This is a genomic window from Shewanella donghaensis, from assembly GCF_007567505.1.
GTDB classification, from domain to species: Bacteria; Pseudomonadota; Gammaproteobacteria; order Enterobacterales; family Shewanellaceae; genus Shewanella; species Shewanella donghaensis.
Genome location: NZ_CP041783.1, coordinates 712,785 through 735,090 on the forward strand (window position 1 = coordinate 712,785; position 22,306 = coordinate 735,090).

Consider the following 22,306-nt stretch of genomic DNA (forward strand, 5'->3'; position numbering starts at 1 on the left):
CGGCATCCCAAGCGAACTGCTAACTAATAACAATAACAGACTCAAAAGGTAGTAAATGGAACTTATCAACGTAGCTATTAAGAATAACGTACATGTTATTACGCTCAATAATGGCAAAGTAAACGCAATATCTCCGCAAATTATCACTGAAATCAATACCGCTTTAGACACTGCTGAGCAACAACAAGCCGTGGTAATTTTAACTGGTCAAGCAGGTATATTTTCCGGTGGTTTTGATCTCAAAACCATGAGATCTAGTTCAGAGGCTGCTATTTCGCTGGTTACAGCAGGTTCTAAATTAGCTCGAAGAATGCTTGCGTTTCCTACCCCTATTATTGGTGCATGTAGCGGGCATGCCATCGCCAAAGGTGCATTTTTATTACTCAGCTGTGACTACCGTATTGGTTGTGCAGGTGATTTTAAAATTGGCCTTAATGAAGTTGCGATTGGTATGACAATGCATAATGCCGGCATTGAGCTTGCGAGAAATCGTATCCCGCGTAATTTCCTTACTCGCTCAGTTATCGTCGCTGAACTTTTTGCCCCTAAAACTGCAGTCGCAGCGGGTTTTCTCGATCAACTTGTTGAACCTGAGCACCTGATGGCTACAGCCCATGCTGTGGCAAAACACATGCAGTCACTAGATATGAAATCACATCATGGCACTAAACTAAAAGAACGCCAATCAATCCTGACGGCTTTAGATGCAGCTATAGAAATCGATGCCCAAAGCACCTTGAATTTTTAAAGGAATCGCTATGAATAATATAGAAAAATTTAACAGCCTCACTTTAGAGATTAATAACAAAATTGCTCATGTAAAACTTAATCGTCCTAATGAATTAAATTCAATGAATATTGATTTTTGGGATGAATTCCCAAAAATAATTCATCAAATAAATGATCAAGCCTCTGCTCGTGTCATTGTTATTTCTTCAACGGGTAAGCACTTTTGTGCAGGAATGGACTTAGCGGTATTTAATCAAAATAGCCCTGATAAAAACATTGAGTTAGGCCGCAAGCATGAGCAACTGCGCCGCCTAGTATTAAGGTTGCAAGACTGTTTTAACGTATTAGAAAGTTGCAGAATGCCAGTGTTGATGGCTGTGCAAGGTGGTTGTATTGGTGGCGCGGTTGATATGGTTAGCGCTGCTGATTGCCGTTATTGTACCAGCGATGCTTTTTTCAGTATTGAAGAAACTAAATTAGGCATGACTGCTGACTTAGGCACATTACAACGATTACCTAAGTTAATCCCTATGGGCTTAGTTAAAGAATTAGCTTATACCGGTCGCAGAATGCCAGCCAATGAAGCCAAAGATGTAGGCTTGGTTAATCAGGTATTTGAAGATCAACAAAGTATGATAACGGCTGTGATGGCAATTGCTGCAGAAATAGCTGCTCGCTCGCCTCTAGCGGTCACAGGCTGTAAAGAGATGATTAACTATGGCCGTGACCACTCTGTAGCAGATAGCTTAAATTATATGGCTGCTTGGCAAAGTGGGATGTTCCAGCCGCAAAATGACATGATGGAAACCTTCACCGCAAAAGCACAAAAGCGTGCACCTGAATTTCAAGAGCTAACGCCAATTGATAATTCAAAAATATTCTAAATAGCTGTCAGGCTATTGCTCGCTTGATTTAACTTAAATCTGTTTAAGCCAGCAATAGCTATTTATAAAAACAGTTATAAAAAATTCTATACCAAGGTCTATTAAACTAATAGCAATCAACTAGATGGTAACGAAGTAACTATGACCAAGCCACTGATTAACCTCGTTCACGCCAATGGATTTCCAGCAGGAAGCTATAAAACATTCCTCACCGAATTTAATGAAAATTTCAATACCATTGCCCATGATCAATATGGTCATAATCATAGATACCCCATACACAATAATTGGCAGCACTTAGTTACAGAGTTGGTCGATTATTTAAAACAACAAGATGAAAAAGTGATATGTATTGGTCATTCATTTGGTGGCATATTGTCATTTCTTGCAGCTTGCCAACATCCTGAATTGTTTCGTGGTGTGATCATGTTAGATCCACCCGTCGTTACAGGCCCTTTCAGTCATATACTTAAAGTCGTTAAGAAGACGCGTTTTATTGATAAATGGTCTCCTGCAGGACGGGCCCAAAACCGTCAGCGACATTGGCCGCTAAACACCAACTTAGTGAGTAACTTTGCACAAAAAAAGTTATTTAAACACTTTGATCCTAGGTGCTTAAAAGATTACGTTGACCATGGCATTACCGAGCGTAATAAACGTTTAGAATTGTGCTTTACCCCCGAAGTTGAAGCTGACATCTTTAGGCATTTACCTTGTAACCTGGTGAACTATAAAAACCAACTTAACGTTCCGGCTTCGCTCATTTATGGCGAAAAGACTGATGTATTCCCGGTTAAATATTTCACTCGTTTTGCTAATTTAAACAACATCCAAGTATCCATGATGCCTAATGGTGGCCACATGTTCCCCCTTGAGCAACCAGAAAATACCGCCAATATGATTAAAACCATAGTCAAAGATTGGTAATACCAACATGGTTATTATTCTAAATGTCAGCAGATATTAATTATTAAAATTATAGAGTGATAAAAAGAGATGTTTTGTAAGAATAAAGATTTGACCTAACATCAAAAATATTGAACATGTTATGTCAAAAGTTCATTAACACTATATGGGGTGCCATTAAGGAAAAGATATCAGGCTAATATGATAACCACAGGTTAAGCTGCTATTAGTTGCTTACTTGAATTAGTTGCTTATTTGAATTAGTTGCTTATTTGAATTAGTCACTTGCTTAAATGGGTTGGAAAGTACAACCCCTATCTGTATTAACTTGATTGAATGCCCTATTAGCTTCTAGGGTTTAGAGTTTATAAGCAATGCTATACCTAGCCAAGAGAACCACAATATTTGGCTTAAGCCGAATATTTCTGTCAGAATTTCAGCAGGATAAACAGTGAGAATACCAACAGAGCCAATAAATAGACCAAAATAGTTTAACCATTTCGGTAATTCAGTTGCTTTTAAGCCCGCAACACTCAGTAAAAGAACCCATAAGCCTCCTACAATTTCGTTGCCTCCCCCCAAACCTTCAACGATTGTGTTAATAACCACCAAAAGAGTCATCGCTTGCTCTGGGTTTTGGGCAGACAAATCAATGACAGCAGCTAATCCTACATTTGCAATCATTCCACTTGCTATGACAAGGCCGACCCAAATAATCCCAAATACTGAAGCCATTTGTGATAGAAAAGGTGCTTTGCTTTTCATCTGTTGGTGGGTGGCTAAAACTAAAACCGCCAAAAAAAGACCAAAGGCGACATACATAGTAAAATTAACTATTGATAGAATTGATTGATTATTAGTTAGAAAAAATAGTTTTTGAATATCATCCGCATTGACAGGGTAATTCCAAAACGCGCCAAAGAAAATAAAAGCGAATATGTAAATAGCAGCTTCAAAAAGTGCAGCAACACCACCTAATTTTTGTAATTTATTCACAACGCTATCCTTGTTCAATAGAGTTTAAATTGACAGAGCCAAATTCTAAACACTATTTATTATGTTCGATTAATTAGTAGCTTAACTCAGATCTTTAATCGCCCTTCCAATACCGTCGACTGTTAATGGGTACATTTTATCACTAATTAACTGCTGAATAATTGAGATGGACTCATAATATGACCAATGTGATTCAGGTTGGGGGTTTAACCAAGCGACTTTATTAAAATGGCCTAATATTCTATTCATATAAATAACACCGGCCTGCTCATTCCAGTGCTCTACACTGCCGCCACGGGACAGTATTTCGTAAGGCCCCATTGTTGCGTCGCCGACAAAGATAACTTTGTAATCTGCGCCGAAGGTTCTGATAACCTCCTCTAGATCGATGGTTTTATCATAACGTCTATTATTGTCTTGCCACACTTTGTCATAAACACAGTTATGGAAATAAAAAAACTTTAAATGCTTGAATTCACTATGCGCTGCGGAAAATAGCTCTTCACAGGTGTGAATATAATCATCCATCGAACCACCGATATCAAAAAACATCAGCACTTTAACTGCATTATGGCGCTCAGGTTCCATATGAACATCAAGCAAGCCACCGTTCTTGGCTGTTGAGCTAATGGTGGTATTGATATCTAGTTTTTCACTTGCACCAGTACGGGCAAATTTTCTGAGTTTTTTTAAGGCTAACTTGATATTACGCGTGCCTAATTCTCTATCTTGATCAAAGTTCTTAAACTCCCTTTCATCCCACACTTTTACAGCGCTTTTGTTTCGATTTTTGTCCTGTCCGACTCTAATACCTTCCGGGTTATAACCAAAAGCGCCAAAGGGGGACGTTCCACCAGTTCCTATCCATTTATTGCCACCAGCATGACGTTTTTTCTGTTCATTCAATCGTTCTTGTAGGGTTTTCATCAATTCATCTAGACCACCTAAGGCTTGGAGTTGGTCTTTTTCTTGCTGTGTCAGTTGCTTTTCAAACTCCTTTCTTAGCCAGTCTTCAGGTAAAATTTTATCGAATATATCAATACTCTCTATACCTTTAAAATACTCAGCAAAGGCGTTGTCATATTTATCATAATGAATTTCATCTTTGACCATGACGATTTTGGCTAGCTGATAAAACTCTTCAACGTTAGCAAACACCACCCCTTTTTTTAGCGTCGCGATCAAATCTAATAGCTCACGTAAACTGCAAGGCACATTATGTTTTTTTAAGGTGAGAAAAAAATCAATAAACACTGGCTATCACCTGTTTCTTCGGCTCATAAAAGCCAGCTTTTCAAGTAAAGAAACATCTTGCTCATTTTTAAGTAGCGCACCAAAAAATGGAATGATATCTGAGGCGGAATCAAGAAGAATATCTTGTGAAATATCATCAGATATTAGCAGTTTAAGCCAATCTATGAGTTCAGATGTGGAGGGTTTCTTTTTAATACCATTGATCTCTCTTAACTCAAAAAACACTTCTAAACTTTGCTTTAATAGCGCCTGTTTAACATCTGGGTGATGGACATCTATTATTTGTTCCATTTCCATTTTAGTAGGAAATTTAATGTAATGGAAAAAACAGCGACGTAAGAAAGCATCGGGTAACTCTTTTTCGTTATTAGACGTAATTATGATAATCGGACGCTGTTTTGCTTTGATAACTTGTTGAGTTTCATAAACAAAAAATTCCATTTTATCGAGTTCTTGCAATAAGTCGTTGGGGAATTCGATGTCTGCTTTATCTATTTCATCAATAAGTAATATCGGTCTTTGCTCTTCTTCAAAAGCCTGCCAAAGTTTACCCTTCACAATATAATTGCTTATGTCATGTACCCGTTCATCACCAAGCTGACTATCACGTAATCTAGAGACGGCATCATATTCATACAAACCTTGTTGGGCTTTGGTCGTTGATTTAATATGCCATTGATATAATTTACAATTAAGTGATTTGGCTAACTCTTCTGCTAATTGTGTTTTTCCGGTTCCAGGCTCACCTTTTATCAGCAGTGGTTTTTCTAATGCAATCGCAGCATTCACTGCCAGGGTTAGCTCATTTGAGGCGATATAATTGTCGGTACTTTTAAACATGTCTCTACCTATTAAATAATAACGTCATCGGGCTATTTATTAGCACCGGGGAAAAATATATTGGTGGTTTGTTGATATTGATTATATTCAGGTCGTTTTTGCACCGAGTAAAACTCAGACGGCACCGCTCCTGTATAAAGACCAAGGTGATATACATTAATCTTGAAGCCAGTAGGTCCCTAGTCCTAATAACCCCCAAAATAATGACAGACTCTTGCTGATACAAGGCTACCCATGACGGAATAGTGCCAATCACTCATCCATTCCAAACCATTAATTCAGCAAAGTAATTAGGATGACAACTGTATTTCCACAATCCTATATTACATACTTTATTTTTGACACTTAACTGTCTCATTTGGCGTAAAAAACATAACTTTTTCCTGTCTGCAATTATTTCCATCTTAAAGGCGCCTAGCCAAAGGATCACCTTAAAACCTCAAATACTGAAATCTGCTTATCGGGATTAGCAAGAACTTGAACAATTGCTTTAATTTATTTAGCTAACGCTATATTGGTTTTCCTTTTTCTGCCAGTGACGTTGGTTATATTCATAGCGTGGCAGTTCTGTTTTTAAATGGGCTAATTACCACATTTTGATAGCGCCCAATTCCATTCGCGAACTGGTAGATGGCCTTATAAATATTACAATTTCTAGAATGAGGTTGTATATCTTCGATGATTTTTACTGGTTCAAGATATTAATATTGATTTATAAACATGAAAAAATGAGTGAAGTTATCTACTGATAAACTCCACTCATCAATGGATTATCAGGGCATTAGAATATCTCTTGAAACCACTGTTTAGTCATACCGAGTATGACCATTGTTTTTAATTTAAATAAAGCCATAGAATCACCTGACTCTAACACCTCTTCACCGCAGCGAGGGTCTGAACGTTGTAATGCGCCAGTCATGCTATGGTCAATAGGGATGGGTTCGCAGCCATGACCTGACTCACAAATAAAATCCCATTTTTTTAGCTGCGGGTAAATGACAGGTAAAACAATTACCACCAAAGCGATTATTCACATCCACAAAACCACGTTTAGCAATAGAAGAGCCTTCATCACTGACTTCTAACTCAAAAAATTCCCAGTCCGCTGTTGACGTGAATGTGCCAGGTTCTCGTTTCACCATCACTTCTGTTGGCACAAGTTGCACAACAGAGCCTGTTGGGTATATCGCCCCATCTGGGTTATTTGCTGCTGATAAAGTGCCTTCAATATTACCAAGTAAATTATCGACATAAAAATGTCTTACTGGTGTCATATCGCGAATACAGCTAAAGCTGTTCTCATCAATCTTGACTGCTACATCCATTTGATCAAGATTTTCAATATCCTTGTTAATGTCCTGCTTAATATCAGCCGCTTGTGCATACACCGATGGCGGCGATACGGAAAGTGAAACCAACAAGGATAAAGCGATTCCCTTTGAGAGCTTGGCAATCGAATCAATCACAATCCCTGTTATAAACCTTTCGTAGAATTTCATGTAAACATCCTTTTTTAACGATCACATTAGATTTTCACGATGTTGGTTAACAAAGAGACAAACGGGTATCGGTATTGTTTGCTTCCTTGTTATATTTATTCTTTTCTATTTTTATACCTATAGCAACAACCTATAGCATTAACGTAGCTCTTTACGCAAAACCTTACCTACATTGCTTTTGGGCAACTCATCAATAAACTCAACGATTTTAGGCCGCTTATAATTGGTGAGCATTTCATTACAATGGTCGATTACATCTTGGTCAACAATGTCTGGATCTTTACGCACGATAAATACTTTAACCATTTCGCCCGTAACATCACTGGGAGCTGCTACAGCCGCGGCTTCTAAGATACCTTCATGGGCAACCAGCACTTCCTCAATCTCATTAGGATACACATTAAAACCAGACACAATAATCATATCTTTCTTGCGATCGACTATGGTGAAAAAGCCATCTTCATCCATAGTGGCGATATCACCAGTGGCTAGCCAACCATCAATGAGTACTTCATCGGTGGCTTTCTGACGATTGTAATAGCCTTTCATGACCTGCGGCCCTTTAACCCACATCTCACCAGGTTCACCAAAGGCGACATCTTCACCATCAGCTCCCACTAAACGAATATCGGTAGATGAGGCTGGTAATCCTATTGAGCCATTGTACTTTTTTTGATTATAAGGGCTCATGGTGACTAAAGGCGCACATTCAGTTAACCCATAGCCTTCGAGTAACCGTGTTTGTGTTACTTTCTCCCATAATTCAGCAACGGGTCGCTGTACTGACATTCCACCGCCAAAACCCATTTTGAGGGAACTAAAGTCAAGTTTATCGAAACCAGGTGTATGTAATAAGCCATTAAATAAGGTATTCACCCCCGTAATAGCGGTAAAAGGATATTTAGCTAATTCTTTGACAAAGCCTTCCATATCACGTGGATTGGTGATTAGAATATTTTTACCGCCAAAAGGCATGAAGGCTAGACAATTCGATGTGAGTGCAAAGATGTGATAAAGCGGCAAAGCCGTAATCATGATTTCTTTACCAACCTCATAAACATTTTTAGTCACCGCCTTCGATTGCTCGATGTTTGCGACCATATTTCGATGCGTTAACATCGCCCCTTTTGATGGCCCTGTAGTGCCGCCGGTATATTGTAAGAAGGCGAGATCGGAACCAACAATAGCTACAGGGCTAAAAGTGAGCTTAGCCCCTTTGTTCATCACTTGATTAAACTTAACGGCGCTGGGTAACTGATAAGCTGGCACTTGTTTTTTGACGTGTTTAATCGCGCCGTTAATGAGTGTCCCTTTAATTGCACCTAATCGGTCACCTACGCCAGTAATAATAACGTGCTTAACCTCTGTCTTATCGATAACAGCTGCGAGTACATGGGCAAAGTTTTCTAATACAAGAATGGCTTTAGTCCCTGAATCTTTTAACTGATGTTCTAATTCTCGAGGGGTATATAAAGGGTTAATATTAACGACGGTTAAACCAGAAATTAAGGCGCCAAATAATGCAATGGGATATTGCAGGAGATTGGGGATCATGATGGCAAATTTATCACCTTTCACTAATCCTAAGTCGTGTTGAAGATAGGCCGCAAAATCCATCGTTTGTTGTTCAAGTTGTTGATAGCTAATACTGACATCCATATTAATGAAAGCGGTATTGTCTTTATATAATTGGGTGTATTTAAAAAACAGATCAGCCAGTGAATTATATTTATCTGGGTCTATTTCGAACTCAACTCCGGGCGGATAACTTTTTTCAAGCCAAATCTTTTCCATGATTATGTTCCCTCTGTTTAAAGCTTCTTTTTTTGATGCTGTTGGTACCACTACACCCAATCGCTTGTTTTGTTTTACTGTATTTTTGTCTTTTACTGTGTCTTTTTAAAATTGTATTAACCCGTTTTACAACACTTCGAATAAACCCGCAGCACCCTGTCCACCGCCGATACACATGCTAATCACGGCATACTTAACTCCACGACGCTTACCCTCTATCAAGGCATGCATAACCATACGGGTGCCACTCATCCCGTAAGGATGCCCTATTGAAATTGCGCCACCATTGACGTTTAAACGATCTTCTGGAATCCCCAGCGTTTCAGCACAGTAAAGGACCTGTACAGCAAATGCTTCGTTAATTTCCCATAAACCGATATCGTCATAATCAAGCCCATGGCGTGCTAACAACTTTGGAATTGCAAATATTGGCCCAATACCCATTTCATCGGGTTCGCATCCGGTTACGACCATGCCACGATAAGCGCCAAGCGGTGCTAGTCCACGTTGCTCTGCCAATTCACGCTCCATAATGACAACGGCAGCAGCCCCATCTGATAATTGGGAAGCATTACCGCCAGTAATTGACCCATTTTCTTTAACAATTTTTAAAGACGCTAAACCTTCTATGCTAGTAGCGGGACGATTACCTTCATCTTTGGTTAATGTGACATCTTGTTTAGCTATCTCACCGGTATCTTTGTCCATTACTAACTTAGTACAACTCACAGGGACTATTTCATCGTCAAACTTGCCTTCAAGTTGCGCTTTAGCGGTACGTTGTTGGGATTTAAGTGCATAAGCGTCCTGTCGCTCTCTTGAAACGTTATAACGTTTGGCAACAACTTCTGCTGTATCTAGCATGGGCATATAAATCGCAGGTCGATAAGCTTTTACGTTGGGATCAACCACGCGATAAGTGTTCATTTTATCATTTTGAACCAAACTTAAAGACTCACAGCCACCTGCAACGACTATTTGCTGCCCGTCGCAAACGATATTGTTAGAGGCGGTTGCTATCGACATTAACCCTGATGAGCATTGACGATCAATTGTCATTCCTGGCACAGAAACAGGAAAATTAGCCGCCATGGCAACTTGACGGCCAAAGTTCATGCTCTGGTTACCCTGAGTTAACACTACACCGAATATACAGTCTTCAATATCACCAGGATCTATACCTGCTCGCTCAACAGCAGCATTTACAGCAATTGCGGCAAGTGTAGGAGCGGATAGATCATTAAAAGCGCCCCGATAAGCTCTACCAATAGGTGTTCTCGCTGCTGATACAATGACGGCTTCTCTCATGATTATTCCTATTATCTTTATTATTTGTAATGACTATCATGTTCGTATTTCAATCTTTGACGTATTAATCGTTTCTGGCAGTCATGTTGTATTCATTAGGATCCGTCGCCGCAGTAACAAATTAAGGTAATGACTAATAACCTACTGCTGTGACTTCATAAAAGCCATCGCTTTTAACACAAATTTTTCACCTTGCTTTGCACCAGTGACCATAGTTGTTTGATGCTCTGGTGCGATTATTTGCGCCCAATTATCACGAACAGTTTCCGCTTTTTGTCCTGCTTGTGGAATAAAGCAACCCTCAGTTTCTATCATGCTGGCACTTGAATATCCACCTGCCCCAGCGCACAAAATAAATCGGTTCGGCGCATGCTCATCACATAATGTCAGCATGCCCGCTGTTACAGCTTCAGGCGCAAATGCCTTAACTATGTCTTCAGGCATTAAATCTTCTGTCATTCGTGTCCCAGCTGTTGGTGCAAGCGCATTAACGTGAATATTGTTTTTTGCCCCTTCTATTACTAAGGTATTCATCAAGCCTAAAACAGCCATTTTTGCAGCGCCGTAATTTGATTGGCCAAAGTTACCGTACATTCCACTTGAAGAGGTAGTCATGACAATACGGCCATAATTTTGGCTGCGCATAATGTCCCAAACCGCCTTGGTACAGTTAACTGTGCCCATAACATGCACATCCATGACAAGTTTAAAGTCATCTAAACTCATTTTAGTGAATGATTTATCCCGCAAGATCCCGGCGTTGTTAATGAGAATATCGACACGCCCCCATTTCGCCATCGTTTTCTCAACCATATCCTGCACTTGAGAATAATCGGCGACATTGGCTCCATGGCTAATTGCTTCTCCGCCCATGGATTCAATCAATCGGACAACTTCTTGTGAAGCTTCACTAGAAGCACCGCTGCCATCTCGTGCGCCGCCTAAATCATTGACAACCACCTTAGCGCCACGTTTTGCTAACTCTAATGCGTGGGAGCGGCCTAAACCGTTGCCGGCTCCAGTCACAATAGCCACTTGTCCCGTAAAATCGATCGTCATGTTCATCCCTTAACTGTTTTATTAAATTTTAATTGGTACTAATAACGCGTTATTTAACCATTTGTACTGAAATCCACTGAGCAACTAATGCAGGCGTGTCACAGCCTTCTATTTCTATGGTCACTTCTGTTGATAATCTGAATTGACCTGGTTTTTTTTCTTCAATCGATAGCGTTTTTGCATGGGCACGAACTCGACTATTTACTGTAACGGGTTGCAAAAATCTTACCTTGTCAAAACCTGCATTGAGCCCCATATAACAGCCGTCAATAATGACGCTAAAATCTTCTGCAAAGTGCGACAACATCGATAGCGATAGAAACCCGTGCGCGATGGTAGAACCAAAAGGCGTTGCTTTCGCTTTTTCTTCATCAACATGAATAAATTGGTGATCTAAAGTACAGTCAGCAAATTGATTTATCTGAGATTGGGTTATTTGATGCCAGTTTGAAGGTTCAGCTTGAAAGCCTATGTATTGCTGTATTTGAGTTCGATTAATTACTGTCGGCATTATTCCCATTCCCTGTAAGTATTCACCAAAGATGATGAATGAAATTTAAGCGATATCTCATGCTAATAGTGACATAGGAATTAAACAAATGAATAGTTTTGATAGCATGTTATTAACAGGGTGAATAGTAAGTTAGGATTTAGACCGTTTAAAACAAGCCAAGGCGTAAGCTAACAAAACACAGTTAACTAATTGAACCTATTAAAACATAACTCATGATTACAGTTAATCGACATTGCTTTTATATTGTACAATCAATGCGATTATCCAGAGTGAGTCATGTTTGCGAATATTACGTCTGTTTACTCTAATCATGGTGATAAGAATAGATGTTTATGTGTTAAAACCACTCTGGCTGCATATCAAAACTGGTGCTATCAGCACTAATGAGAATGTTCTGCCAATGTTCAATTTGAGGAAGCTCAATACGATAGAAGTATTGTAACGCTTGTAATTTTCCACGGTAAAAGTGCTCATCATCTTGGTGAGGTTGTAACGTTAAAGCATCGGTAGCCACGATTGCTTGTTTGAGCCATAACCATGCAATAATGACATGACCAAACATAGATAAGTATTTAACTGAATTTGCCAAGGCAAGATCGATATTCTCGGTTTGCATGATCTTTAATACGGCCTCAGTCGTGCGCATTAATGTTTGCAGAGCACCCTCTAGCTGAGCAGAATATTCATCTAAACTCGTACGTTGTTTAGCAAGGTGAAGCGTGCGTTTGATTTGTTCTATTGTGGCTAAATAACCTTGTAGGTTATTCATTGGGACTTTACGGGTCATTAAATCTAAAGATTGGATGCCAGTAGTCCCTTCATGGATTGGGTTAAGTCGGTTATCGCGATAAAACATCTCTACTGGATGTTCGTTAATATAGCCATGACCACCAAGGACTTGTATTGCAAGCGAGTTGGCTTTAGGTCCGTACTCTGACGGCCAGGTTTTAATTATCGGCGTTAGAAAGTCTAATAGAATATGCGCTTTTTCACGCTCAGCTGTCGTTAGCGCCGTTTTTTCGTCATCACTAAGCTGAGTGCCATATAACACTAATGCCATTGCCCCTTCTGCGTAAGCTTTCTGGGCTAACAGCATCCGCCTCACATCTGCATGTTCAATAATGTTGACCATAGGAGATAATGGATCCTTACAAGAAGGTAACCGCCCTTGTGGTCTGTTTTTAGCATAATCTAAAGCGTATTGATAACCCGCGGTAGCTAGCACAGCACCGCTAGTGCCCACCATTATTCGTGCTTCATTCATCATATGAAACATGTATTTAAGCCCTTGATTTTCTTCACCAACCAAGTAACTAATTGAACCCTCTTTTTCGCCAAAGCTTAACGCGGTAGAGGTTTGAGCACGTCCGCCCATTTTATGAAATAAACCCGCTAGTGCGACTTCGTTATCAGCCCCAATAGAGCCGTCATCGTTAACAAGAAATTTGGGTACAACAAAAAGTGAAATACCCTTCACCCCTTTGGGCGCACCTTGTAATCTCGCTAATACTAAATGGACGATGTTCTCACTTAAATCGTGGTCGCCGCCTGAAATGAATATTTTATTACCCGTGACTCTATAAGTACCATCTGCAGATTTAACGGCTTTGGTGTTTAAATCTCCTAAACCAGAACCACTGCCTGGCTCTGTCATGGCCATTGTTCCCATAAAGCGGCCTTCACGCATCGGCTTAACCCATTTTTCAATGAGTTCGCTACTGCCATGAGCTTCGAGCAAATTGGCATTGGCTGTCGTTAGCATGTTGTAACCCATTCCCACGCCACCCGCTATAGATAGATAAGTGGATGCCGCACTGGCAATAATTGGCGGTAATTGCATACCACCGGAATCATAATCTGCAGTAGCAGAGCCTATTCCAGATTGATTAAACGCATCGATAGCAGGTTTAAGCTCAGGGATTAAATGTACTTTCTTACCATCAAATGTTGGCTGATCAGTATCTAACTTTTGACGAATAGGTAAAAAGTGCTTTTCAGCAATAACTTTGGCTGTATTGATGACTTCATTAAAGGTTTGACGGTCATGATCTTGATAACGCTCTCGGTTAACTAATTTTTCGCTTTCAAATAGTTCATAAAGCATGAACTCCAAATCACGTTCATTGATCATTGCCGCTGTCATACAAACCTCGTTTTATATAGATTTTACGTTAGATGTAATAGCTAACTGTTATTAACTAAGTCATAAAATGGCTATTGATACTTGTGTTAGCTGTTAGTTGTAATCGTTGTTACTCATTCTTTAGTTAGCACTCAAAGAGTAAAACCTATGAGTATTATTCATAACAAATGCAGTAAAGCTAACTCTCAAGTCAATATGAATAGTAAAAGCCTAGATTAACCCGAACACTTAACATGTTTGGCACTAAATGAGCCCAATAAATGTTGTCTTTTAATTGTTTAAAAGTGATTGTTGAAATTCTTATTAAAAGGAAGCTTAAGCGGCTGAAACGCCACCATCAATGGCTATGCATTGACCTGTCATATAGGTATTAGCAGGCGACAATATCATTAGCATCATCGCCACAATCTCTTTGGGTTCACCCAAACGATTCATTGGCGCATTACGGCCCATTTTGCCTTGCATTTCTTTGTCAGCAAAATTAGTCACCATGGCAGTAAGAGTAAAAAATGGGCAAATAGCATTAATTCGAATATTGCTGCGCCCATATTCGACAGCACCGGTTTTGGTTAAACCAATCACGGCATGCTTTGCCATAGAATAAGCACTACCTCGCGGTGCGCCGCCTATGCCGGCCATAGAGCTCACATTAAGAATGGCCCCTTCACCTTGTTTGAGCATTTGCTGAATTTGATAACGCATACCAAATTGCACACCTTTAACGTTGATGGCGAATTGATGATCTAAAATAGCTTCATCAATATCATGAAGGGGCATAAATTCATGGGCGATACCGGCATTGTTAACGCCAATATCAACACGACCAAACTCTTCAATGGCTGCATCAACCATCGCTTTGCAATCATCACTTTTAGACACATCACATTTCATCGCTATAATTTCAGCACCCGTGGCAGCAATTTCATCAGCCATTTGGTGAACCCCTTGTTCGTTAATATCGCTAACGACCAGTTTAGCGCCACGCTTTGCCAACTCTTGTGCTAATAACTTCCCAAATCCTTGGGCTGCGCCGGTGATCACGGCAACTTTACCGGTAAAATTTAACAATGGATCCATGCTGTCACTCCTTTGTGCATTCATTCAATATGTTTAGTTAATTGTGTTTGATAGCGATTGCTTCTAATAGCCCAATATGACCTTTAGTATGTAGTACACTTAAAAAACAAATTGCCTTTTAGTTATTGATCTTCCGTTGAAATAATCTCTAACGCCATATTGGCTAATGGTTCTACAAATGCGCCAATTTGATTCGCATTGGTATTGGATGCGTTACCTTGTGACGCCCTTTTAGCGACCCCTTGAACAATTGCCGCTAAACGGAAAAAGCTAAAACACAGATAAAAAGCCCAATTGCTAATTTTATCGATGTTCATTCGTTGACAGTATTGCGCCACATATTCATCTTCACTGGGAATACCAAGGCTACTTCTATCGATCCCTTTAAGACCATCGATGCTACCTAGCCCTTGCGGCATTCTCATGCCCATACATTGATAAGCTAAATCGGCAAAAGGATGACCTAAAGTAGAAAGTTCCCAGTCTAATATGGCAATAATATTGGCTTGACCCTTTGCAAACATAATATTGTCGAGGCGATAGTCGCCATGAACCAGACAAACCTTGCCGTCATCCTCTGGTAAATGGGCTTGAAGCCATTGTCCTAATTTATCCATTGCTGGAATTGGGACAAGTTCTGATGCTTTGTATTGTACTAACCAACGTTCAAGTTGACGTTTAAAGTAATTACCAGCTTTGCCGTAATCGCTTAAGCCTACTTCAGCAATATTAACGCTATGCAGTGCAACTAGGGCTTTATTCATTGAGTCATACAGTGCCGTTCTTTGTTGATTAGTATCAACTTCAGCAAGTGAAGCATTCCAATAAATACTACCGTCGCAAAACTCCATAATATAAAACATTGAACCGATGATATTGACGTCTTCACACAGGTGAAACACCTTGGGGACTGGAACATCGCTGCCTTGCAGCGCATTAATCACTTTAAATTCACGGTCTACAGCATGTGCTGATTTAAGTAACTTACCTTCAGGTTGGCGTCGTAAAACATAAGTTCCTGATTGGGCATTAACTTTAAATGTCGGGTTTGATTGACCACCGCTAAACTTCTCCAGTGAAAGCGGTCCCTTAAACCCTGCAATGTTATTTTCAAGGTAAGTACTGAGTGCTTCAAGATAATCTGGCGTGACTGATGGCATATGACAATTCTCTTAATTTTGATTGTTTGGATTACAGTTTCTGTGTCAGTTAAAGTGGTTAAAATGTAATTTTAACCTGCTGTCTTTTTCACTAAATCACGTCCTAACTGCATCATATGGACCTGATCTGGACCATCTGCTAATCGAAGCGTTCGTTGTCCAGCCCATGCATGTGCTAAGAATGTGTCTTGGCTGACACCAACAGCACCATGACACTGAATAGCACGGTCAATAATATCCAGAGACATATTTGGCACCACGATTTTAATCATGGCGATTAAATCTTTTGCCGCTTTATTCCCTTCCGTATCCATTTTTTGGGCGGTTTTTAACGTCATTAATCTTGCTTGTTCAAGTTGGCAGGCTGATTTGGCGATATCTTCACGCACCGATTGTTGTTTGATCATTGGGCGACCAAAAACAATGCGTTCATTGACACGTCGACACATTAAATCTAATGCCCGCTGCGCTATTCCGACTGAGCGCATACAATGATGAATTCGGCCTGGCCCTAATCTACCTTGAGCAATTTCAAAGCCTTTACCTTCACCTACAATAATATTGCTGGTGGGCACTCGGACATTTTCGAAGGTAATTTCAGCGTGACCTTCTGGCGCATCGTTATAGCCAAATACTTGCATGGGCCTTACAAGGGTTACACCCGGCGTATTCATTGGTACTAACACTTGAGATTGTTGTATGTAACGGTTGCTGTTATCAGGATCGGTTTTTCCCATAACAATCATAATTTCACATTGATCGCGACAAGCACCACTAATATAAAACTTACGTCCGTTAATGACATATTCATCACCATCACGTTCGATTCGTAATTCAATATTGGTTGCGTCGCTTGATGCGACTTCTGGTTCTGTCATTGCAAATGCTGAGCGGATCTTGCCTTCAAGTAATGGCTCTAACCATTGCTTTTTCTGAGCATCATTACCATATTTGGCTAATACCTCCATGTTGCCAGTGTCAGGAGCCGCGCAGTTAAATACCTCAGATGCCCACATTACCTTACCCATAATCTCAGCAAGAGGGGCATATTCTAAATTAGTTAAACCCGCACTGTACTTCCCATAAGCAATAGGTAAAAACAAGTTCCATAAACCTTCTGCTTTTGCTTTCGCTTTTAACGTTTCCATTAAAGGCGGGGTTGACCATGGGTTTAAAGCAACTTGTTGATGCATTTCAGCCTCAACAGGATAAACATGCTGTTCCATAAAATCGGTAACGCGTTTAATTAACGCTTGAACTTTAGGGGTGTATTCAAAATTCATTTTTTAACCTTTTCAATTCGTTTGCTGATTTAACCTGGAGTAAAATTAGTTGCTCAATCAAGTTGCCAATCATTAACTTAACGACATAAGCGATTTTTTACTAAATGGCTTTAATTGATCAAAAGCATTTTGTTTCACTTTATTGACCCAATCAGGGTCAACCAGTAATGCGCGTCCAATTCCGACTAAGTCAAATTCATCATTATTTAATCGCACTAACAATTCGTCGATGCCTGTTGGATTAGATTTACCTGAAAGGTCTTTATTACCTTCGCCAATAAAATCAGCATCGAGTCCGACATTGCCAACGGTAATAACGGGTTTATTCGTTATCTTCTTCGTCCAACCTGCTAGGGTAAGTTCAGAACCTTCAAACTCAGCAAGCCAAAAACGACGCGTACTCGCATGGAAAATATCAACTCCAGCTTCGCTAAGTAAGTTCAAGAATATCGTTAACTCTTCAGGGGTTTCACATAACTTGGCGCTATAATCTTGCTGTTTCCATTGTGAAAACCTGAAAATAATAGTGAAGTCTTTACCCACTGCAGCGCGAATAGCGTTAACAATTTCAACACCGAAACGGGTTCTGTTTTCTAATGAACCCCCGTACTTATCATCTCTTTGGTTTGTTCCTTCCCAAAAAAACTGATCAACCAAATAACCATGTGCTCCGTGAACCTCGATTGCATCAAAACCAATATTCTTAGCGTCAAGTGCAGCTTGTGCAAATGATGTCACCACATCGTTAATATCATCTTGGGACATAGCGACACCATTTGGTGCACCTGGTTTAAATAAACCTGAAGGGCTGAATGCTGAAACGTCTTTATTGGGGCCCGTACCTAGTTTTCTTACCGAACCGACATGCCAGAGTTGCGGTGCTATCTTCCCGCCTGCGGCATGGACTTCATCTACAACATGTTTCCATCCAGCTAATGCTTCTTCACCAAATATTGCAGGCACATTCTCGTAACCGTTTGCAGCTGGATGTGAGATAAATGTTCCTTCGGTGATGATTAGCCCTACATCCCCTTCAGCACGTCTGCGGTAATAACCTGCTACTTCAGCATTGGGGATATTGTTCGGCGAAAATGCGCGTGTCATTGGTGCCATTACGGTTTTGTTTTTTAATGACAGCGACTTATTTGAAAATGATTCAAATAACTTATCGATGCTGGTATTGTCTTGATTACTCATAATGATGCCTATCCTGCTATTTTCTATTAAATTTTTATTATTAGTTTTTTCGCAACCGTTAAATGGTATTTAGCCAATTAAATAGCCACCATCGACATTAATTGCTGTTCCTGTGGTATAGCTCGATGCATTAGAAGCAAGATACAATACTGTGCCGGCCATTTCATCGGGTTGAGCTACACGTTTCATGGGAACGTGATGCATCATTTGTTTTAAAATTGAAGGGTTATTTACTAAAGCAGAAGCAAATTTTGTATCGGTACCACCAGGTAATAATGCATTCACTCTAATCCCGAACTGAGCGCATTCTTTTGCAAAGGCTTGAGTCATTGAAATTACTGCGGCTTTGGTTATTGAATAAATACCCTGAAAATCACCAGGAATAACCCCATTCACTGACGCCACATTGATGATCGATCCACCATCTGTTTGTTTCATTAACTTGGCGCCCTGGGTAGACATAAAAAAGTAACCCCGGATATTCACATCTACGGTTTTTTGAAAAGCCTCTAAATCAGTCTCTAGAATGTGTCCAAAGTATGGATTAGCGGCTGCATTGTTAACAAGAATATCCAGTTTTCCATGTTGTTCGGTTATTGCTGCAAACAAGGCATCTATTTGTGCCATGTCACCAATATGACAAGCAATTGCTTGTGCACTTCCGCCAGCGGCTTTAATCGCATCAACTACAGACTGACACGCTTCCACTTTTCTGCTGGAAACAATCACATGTGCACCGTATTGCGCGAGTGTTTTTGCAACACTTTCTCCAATGCCTCTACTTGCACCTGTCACTAAAGCCACTTTCCCTGATAAATCAAAAAGATCATTGTTATTCATGCTCATCCCTATTTAATATTTATCCATAATTGCATTGGCTTACACTATCTAAAGGTTACCCACTCGTCACCTAAGCGCTCTAAATGACTATAATTATTAATATAATCAACGCTCAACTTGTCACCAGAGAACAATAATTTAGTCACACTGGTATTTCTAGTTTGTTGATTAATCGCCAGCATTTGCTGATCATTTAGCTGTAAAATATGTTGAATAATCACCGATATAGTTCCACCTGAAGTGAAAACTAAAATATCTTTTGCATCATTTTGTGTACGTTCGGTCGCAACTACTGATTTGTTTTGAGCTAACTCTTGCTCGATAACATCCCGCAAAGCGCGGATACATCGCATTTTAAATTGCGGCCAGCTTTCTTTGTATTCATGATCTTTACCTTCAAACAACCAACGATTAAGTGCATTTGAAAATTCTGACTTAATGGTTTTACTTGGGTCAGTGAGTTGATTAACTTCATATGTCATGTTTGCGAAGTCACTCCACTTATCATTATATTTGTGGAGAATATCGACATGGTCAAATTCGTTAAAACCAGAATGTATGATTTTTGGGGTAACAATACCTTTATGCCCTTCAATGAAGTGACTCAAGGTTTGTTCATGTCGTAACAAGTCACCACAATAATATTTTTTCGGTTTTGGCCTTAACTGCCAAGATGCACCAAGAATATTGGCTTGGTTGCAGCCTTTAGCTGATAACTTGTCATAATCAGCGCTACCAAAAGAGGCTTGCCCATGTCGTATCAAATAAATTGCAGCCATTTCACTTCTCAGTATTCGCAAAAGTTAATCAACTATTTATTGTTAATAGCTAACGCTCATAAAAATTAAAGTTTGTTTTTAAACTTGCTCACAATCCATATAGCTATGAAAGGTTCAGTGCCTAACCTACCTAGTTGCTACACCTTACGACTTTAAAAGTCAGCTACTAACGATTACCAGATTCTGACTCTTACTTTTTTAAAGGTATTAACCGTAACTAGAATCTACTTGACTATGCTAAACCCGCGTTCTAAATTGAACAAATGAATAGTTCTTATACCCTACTATTTATATACTAAATAGTAGGCTAATTTTAGTTCGCAAAATAGAATAAAAAAATAACTAAATGATTCAAGTTATAGGCAGTTAAGCACTAATAGGAATAGGCTCTATATGAAAATGGATTTAAATTTGTTTGTCGTTTTTGATGCAATTTATTGCGAAGGGAATATTACCAAAGCGGCTTCAATGCTAAATTTATCACAGCCGGCGGTCAGTCATTCTTTAGGGAAATTACGAAGTTATTTTGATGATCCTTTATTCATCCGTCAGGGTAACGAAATGCGCCCAACCCCTGTGGCCAAAAATGTTATTGCAGATGTTCGAGAAGCACTACATCAACTGCAAGTTTGTTTAGTCCAATCAAGACAATTTGAACCGCTAACATCACGCAAAAGTTTTTCGCTTTCATTACATGGCTCACTTGAGCCTTATTATTTACCCACATTGCAACAGAATCTGTCTATAGAGTCCCCTGAAATTAGTTTACGCAGTAATAAGAGAGTCAGACGTAGTGAGTTAGAAAACAAACTGGCCAGTGGTGATATAGATTTGGCCATTGATGCATTAATTCCTGTTAGTGAAAATATTCTCCACACCCAACTTCAAACAGATCAGGTTGTGGTTGTTGCTAGAAAAAATCACCCTGCAATTGCCAACGGTTTAGATTTAGATACTTATCTAGAGTTAGAGCATGTTTTAGTATCATCTAGATCAAACGGTCCTGGCCTAGAAGATTTTGAATTATCTCGAATAGGTCTTCATCGTAAAATTTCATTGCGATGTCAGCATGCTTTATCTGCCTGCAGAGTGATAATTGGTAATGATATGCTGCTGACATTACCTAAAACCGCGGCTGATATGTACTGTGAGATGTTAGATATTAAGATTTATCCAATGCCGGTAGAGTTACCGCATATTGATGTTCATTTATACTGGCATGTTAATGTCGATAAAGAACCAGCTAATAAATGGCTACGTAATAAAATGATTTTGGCTGCTTCAAATAAATTCTGAAAACATTTCAATTAAGTTATCTGGGTTATCAGCAGGATGTTGACAATGAATCCGTTCTTTACAGCTGATTAAGCATAATTGCCAAAGTTGCTGCTTGGTTTCATTATCTAGACTTCTAAAGTCAGCAACACAAAGTTGACCCGATTTTATCAGTTCTGCGAGTTTATCTAAGGAAATGGATATATTTAATTGTGCCATAATCTTTCTCAATAGGTTTTTTAGACATTATATACAATTGAGAATGATTATCAATAAGGTTTGTGGCTTTTATTATTGATTATCGGCTAAAAAGTCAAACCAGGTAGATTGTGGTTTACCATTAACCTTAAAACTCACTAACGCTCTCCACACCATATAATTGCTACTACAAGATCCATAAATGGCTGTCCCTACATAATTCTGACTATCATCAGATTTTAACGCCACAGGTATTAGCCCCATAAACATATCTCTACCTTCTATTCGCATACTAACGTCCTCAACAGCATCTGAGAAAGCCAAGTCTATAGCCAATGGTTTTTCGCTTGGTGTAAACGTTGGATTAATTAATAATCGCACCTCCACACTGTTAACAACTTGATTACACGAACCATGTTCAAATTGGCACAAACTGCTGTCAACGACATTAATTTTCGTTGATTTAGGCTTTGATTGTGAATCACATCCACTTAAATTTAATATAAAAAATAACAAGACAACTATCTTTGTTAAAAGTTGCACGATTTTTAACCTCCTGATTCAAATTGGT

Annotated in this window: 24 protein-coding genes; 5 read left to right on the forward strand and 19 right to left on the reverse strand. The window is 39.5% G+C overall.

Annotated elements, in window-relative coordinates:
• The first annotated feature begins 55 nt into the window (after nt 1–55).
• The 3 genes from FPK91_RS02935 to FPK91_RS02945 all read left to right on the forward strand — a co-directional run bounded on the left by FPK91_RS02935 (nt 56) and on the right by FPK91_RS02945 (nt 2,540).
• The gene (locus FPK91_RS02935) at nt 56–748 is read left to right on the forward strand and encodes a crotonase/enoyl-CoA hydratase family protein (protein ID WP_144207772.1); all 693 of its coding nucleotides are present in this window, start codon (nt 56–58) and stop codon (nt 746–748) included.
• 10 nt (nt 749–758) lie between these two features.
• Entirely contained in the window at nt 759–1,613 is an 855-nt protein-coding gene (locus FPK91_RS02940; protein ID WP_144207775.1) for a crotonase/enoyl-CoA hydratase family protein, read from the forward strand.
• Between the two features lie 141 nt (nt 1,614–1,754).
• A complete protein-coding gene (locus FPK91_RS02945; protein WP_144207778.1) occupies nt 1,755–2,540 on the forward strand; it encodes an alpha/beta fold hydrolase in 786 nt (261 codons plus the stop codon).
• Nucleotides 2,541–2,870: 330 nt separating this feature from the next.
• Here FPK91_RS02945 and FPK91_RS02950 read toward each other — a convergent pair whose 3' ends face one another.
• From FPK91_RS02950 to FPK91_RS02980, 8 genes are all read right to left on the reverse strand, one after another.
• Complete coding sequence (locus FPK91_RS02950; protein WP_144207781.1) at nt 2,871–3,515, reverse strand: DUF4386 family protein; 645 nt, start codon at nt 3,513–3,515, stop codon at nt 2,871–2,873.
• A gap of 81 nt (nt 3,516–3,596) precedes the next feature.
• On the reverse strand, nt 3,597–4,769 hold the full coding sequence (locus FPK91_RS02955) for a vWA domain-containing protein (protein ID WP_144207784.1): 1,173 nt from the start codon (nt 4,767–4,769) through the stop codon (nt 3,597–3,599).
• Between the two features lie 6 nt (nt 4,770–4,775).
• Nucleotides 4,776–5,609, reverse strand: a complete 834-nt coding sequence (locus FPK91_RS02960) for an AAA family ATPase (RefSeq protein WP_144207787.1) — start codon at nt 5,607–5,609, stop codon at nt 4,776–4,778.
• Nucleotides 5,610–5,865: 256 nt separating this feature from the next.
• Nucleotides 5,866–6,012, reverse strand: a complete 147-nt coding sequence (locus FPK91_RS21245) for a DUF1295 domain-containing protein (protein ID WP_144207790.1) — start codon at nt 6,010–6,012, stop codon at nt 5,866–5,868.
• 378 nt (nt 6,013–6,390) lie between these two features.
• On the reverse strand, nt 6,391–6,528 hold the full coding sequence (locus FPK91_RS21040) for a hypothetical protein (RefSeq protein ID WP_227006667.1): 138 nt from the start codon (nt 6,526–6,528) through the stop codon (nt 6,391–6,393).
• 40 nt (nt 6,529–6,568) lie between these two features.
• Nucleotides 6,569–7,108, reverse strand: a complete 540-nt coding sequence (locus FPK91_RS21045; RefSeq protein WP_227006668.1) for a hypothetical protein — start codon at nt 7,106–7,108, stop codon at nt 6,569–6,571.
• Nucleotides 7,109–7,246: 138 nt separating this feature from the next.
• On the reverse strand, nt 7,247–8,902 hold the full coding sequence (locus FPK91_RS02975; protein ID WP_144207792.1) for an AMP-binding protein: 1,656 nt from the start codon (nt 8,900–8,902) through the stop codon (nt 7,247–7,249).
• A gap of 126 nt (nt 8,903–9,028) precedes the next feature.
• The gene (locus FPK91_RS02980; RefSeq protein ID WP_144207795.1) at nt 9,029–10,210 is read right to left on the reverse strand and encodes an acetyl-CoA C-acyltransferase; all 1,182 of its coding nucleotides are present in this window, start codon (nt 10,208–10,210) and stop codon (nt 9,029–9,031) included.
• On the opposite strand from FPK91_RS02980, the gene FPK91_RS21165 reads away from it, so the two are divergent.
• Complete coding sequence (locus FPK91_RS21165; RefSeq protein ID WP_264371779.1) at nt 10,209–10,340, forward strand: hypothetical protein; 132 nt, start codon at nt 10,209–10,211, stop codon at nt 10,338–10,340. The genes FPK91_RS02980 and FPK91_RS21165 overlap by 2 nt on opposite strands.
• An 11-nt stretch (nt 10,341–10,351) precedes the next feature.
• Here the strand turns inward: FPK91_RS21165 and FPK91_RS02985 are convergent, their stop codons facing one another.
• From FPK91_RS02985 to FPK91_RS03025, 9 genes are all read right to left on the reverse strand, one after another.
• The gene (locus tag FPK91_RS02985) at nt 10,352–11,269 is read right to left on the reverse strand and encodes an SDR family NAD(P)-dependent oxidoreductase (protein ID WP_144207798.1); all 918 of its coding nucleotides are present in this window, start codon (nt 11,267–11,269) and stop codon (nt 10,352–10,354) included.
• A 49-nt stretch (nt 11,270–11,318) separates the two neighbouring features.
• The gene (locus FPK91_RS02990) at nt 11,319–11,780 is read right to left on the reverse strand and encodes a MaoC family dehydratase (RefSeq protein WP_144207801.1); all 462 of its coding nucleotides are present in this window, start codon (nt 11,778–11,780) and stop codon (nt 11,319–11,321) included.
• A 340-nt stretch (nt 11,781–12,120) separates the two neighbouring features.
• Nucleotides 12,121–13,926 carry an acyl-CoA dehydrogenase gene (locus tag FPK91_RS02995; protein ID WP_144207804.1) on the reverse strand — a complete coding sequence of 602 codons (1,806 nt, stop codon included), beginning with the start codon at nt 13,924–13,926 and terminating at the stop codon, nt 12,121–12,123.
• A gap of 315 nt (nt 13,927–14,241) precedes the next feature.
• Nucleotides 14,242–15,003 (reverse strand): SDR family NAD(P)-dependent oxidoreductase, encoded by a 762-nt coding sequence (locus FPK91_RS03000; RefSeq protein ID WP_144207807.1) that lies wholly within the window; start codon nt 15,001–15,003, stop codon nt 14,242–14,244.
• A gap of 122 nt (nt 15,004–15,125) precedes the next feature.
• Nucleotides 15,126–16,163: a phosphotransferase family protein gene (locus FPK91_RS03005; protein ID WP_144207809.1), complete on the reverse strand. Its 1,038-nt coding sequence runs from the start codon at nt 16,161–16,163 to the stop codon at nt 15,126–15,128.
• Nucleotides 16,164–16,234: 71 nt separating this feature from the next.
• Nucleotides 16,235–17,446: an acyl-CoA dehydrogenase family protein gene (locus FPK91_RS03010; RefSeq protein ID WP_144207812.1), complete on the reverse strand. Its 1,212-nt coding sequence runs from the start codon at nt 17,444–17,446 to the stop codon at nt 16,235–16,237.
• 72 nt (nt 17,447–17,518) lie between these two features.
• Nucleotides 17,519–18,643 carry an NADH:flavin oxidoreductase gene (locus tag FPK91_RS03015; RefSeq protein ID WP_144207815.1) on the reverse strand — a complete coding sequence of 375 codons (1,125 nt, stop codon included), beginning with the start codon at nt 18,641–18,643 and terminating at the stop codon, nt 17,519–17,521.
• A gap of 69 nt (nt 18,644–18,712) precedes the next feature.
• A complete protein-coding gene (locus tag FPK91_RS03020; protein WP_144207818.1) occupies nt 18,713–19,483 on the reverse strand; it encodes an SDR family oxidoreductase in 771 nt (256 codons plus the stop codon).
• Nucleotides 19,484–19,527: 44 nt separating this feature from the next.
• Nucleotides 19,528–20,262: a histidine phosphatase family protein gene (locus tag FPK91_RS03025; RefSeq protein WP_144207821.1), complete on the reverse strand. Its 735-nt coding sequence runs from the start codon at nt 20,260–20,262 to the stop codon at nt 19,528–19,530.
• A gap of 393 nt (nt 20,263–20,655) precedes the next feature.
• Here FPK91_RS03025 and FPK91_RS03030 point away from each other — a divergent pair, with 393 nt between their 5' ends.
• Nucleotides 20,656–21,558, forward strand: coding sequence for a LysR family transcriptional regulator (locus FPK91_RS03030; protein ID WP_144207824.1), 903 nt, complete (start codon nt 20,656–20,658; stop codon nt 21,556–21,558).
• Here FPK91_RS03030 and FPK91_RS03035 read toward each other — a convergent pair.
• Nucleotides 21,544–21,756: a hypothetical protein gene (locus FPK91_RS03035; RefSeq protein ID WP_144207827.1), complete on the reverse strand. Its 213-nt coding sequence runs from the start codon at nt 21,754–21,756 to the stop codon at nt 21,544–21,546. The two genes, FPK91_RS03030 and FPK91_RS03035, sit on opposite strands and share 15 nt — an antisense overlap.
• Before the next feature lie 72 nt (nt 21,757–21,828).
• Nucleotides 21,829–22,278 carry a hypothetical protein gene (locus FPK91_RS03040; RefSeq protein WP_227006669.1) on the reverse strand — a complete coding sequence of 150 codons (450 nt, stop codon included), beginning with the start codon at nt 22,276–22,278 and terminating at the stop codon, nt 21,829–21,831.
• Between the last annotated feature and the right edge of the window lie 28 nt (nt 22,279–22,306).